The sequence below is a fragment of the Streptomyces sp. CO7 genome (genome assembly GCF_053474865.1).
The window spans coordinates 1-1,286 of the sequence record NZ_JBRIOU010000031.1 but is presented as its reverse complement, the minus strand read 5'-3'; the positions used below and the strand labels follow the sequence as shown (position 1 = coordinate 1,286).

General features: G+C 79.8%; 1 protein-coding gene. It reads right to left on the bottom strand.

Annotated features, from left to right (window positions below; all coding sequences use genetic code 11):
- A partial coding sequence (locus ACOV8S_RS30935) for a hypothetical protein (RefSeq protein WP_448321805.1) occupies positions 1 to 275 on the bottom strand: 275 nt, incomplete at its 3' end.
- Positions 276 to 1,286: the final 1,011 nt, after the last annotated feature.

Below are 1,286 nucleotides of genomic sequence, written 5' to 3'. Positions count from 1 at the left end.
CGTCCGTCCCGTTCCCGCACGGGCAGCGGCGCCCGGGGCTCGGCCGGTGGAGCCGCGTGCTCGTCCTGCCGGGGCGACGGCACCAGCTGCGTCGTCTCCCCCACGGTGCGCGTCGCCTGCCGCCACGCCTCGGGGAGGGCGCCGGGGGCGGGCCGGTCCGACCGCGCCGCGAGGTCCGCGTCCTGGGCCTGCGGGGCCGACGCTCCGCTCGGCAGGGGCCAGGCGTCCTCGTCGCCCGGCCGTCCGGCGACGTCACTTTGGCTCGGTCCTTGCACGGGCGCCTCGACGGCCGCCGCGCGTTCCGGAGACGGCTCCGGGAGCAGCTCCGGCTCCGGCCAGGCCGACCTCAGGTCCAGGTGTTCCGCCAAGCCCTCGTACGGCGGCGGCGTCGGACCGCTGGACGCGGCATCGGGGCGGCCCGCCGGGACGTCTCCGACGAGGCGCCACGGGTCGGCCCCGTGCGGCGCCGCCCCGGTCACCCCGGCGAAGCTGTCCGGTGCCGTGGGAGCGGCATGGTCAGGCGGCCCGAGCGGGTCGGAGGTCCGGCTCCACGACGTGTCCTCGGGGAACGATGGCCCGGCCGACGGGTACTGCGCGGTCACCGGCCCGTCCGGACCTGCGTTCAGGGGCCGGGGGTCCGCACCGTTCGAGGGCGCCGCCGGTCCGGAGGCGTCCTCCGCTCCACGGACCTGCGGCCGGCCCCCCAGGGGCACCGGCCGGGCCGTGTCCGCACCGGGCGAACTCGGCCCGGTCCCGTGCACCGGGGCGGACGGGGCGAAGCGGTCCCCCGAAGCACGGTCCGTCGCTGTGGCTCTCAGCCCGACAGGAGCCTCCGAGGCACACCCCCACGGGATCTCCTCCCGCAACGGCGGGTCGGCCGAAGGAACACGGGCGGGCGCCGGCCGGTAAGGCCCCGGCTCGTGTGCGGCGGCGTCGGCCCCGGCCCACTCGACAATCGGGGTGTCCCCCGGCGCGGGCCGGGGCTCCCCGGCGCCCGCGGGCTCCCGGTCCACCGGCGCGTCCTCGGGGAACGGCCGGTCCGCGGCCGAACGGGGAGCGAAGAGCACGGTCTCGGCGGGCTCGGGCTCCGGCTTCCGCTCCGGCTCGACCGCAGGCAACGGGCCGTGCTCGCCGCGGCCGGACTCCACCGGCACCGGGCCGGGGCTCACGGTCTCAGGCCGGGCCGCGTACCGCGCGGGGGCACCGGGCCCGGTCGTGACTCCGGCTCCCTCCGTCTCCGCCGCGTCCGGCCGCCCTCCCTGGTGCGCCGCGCGGCCGGCACGGGG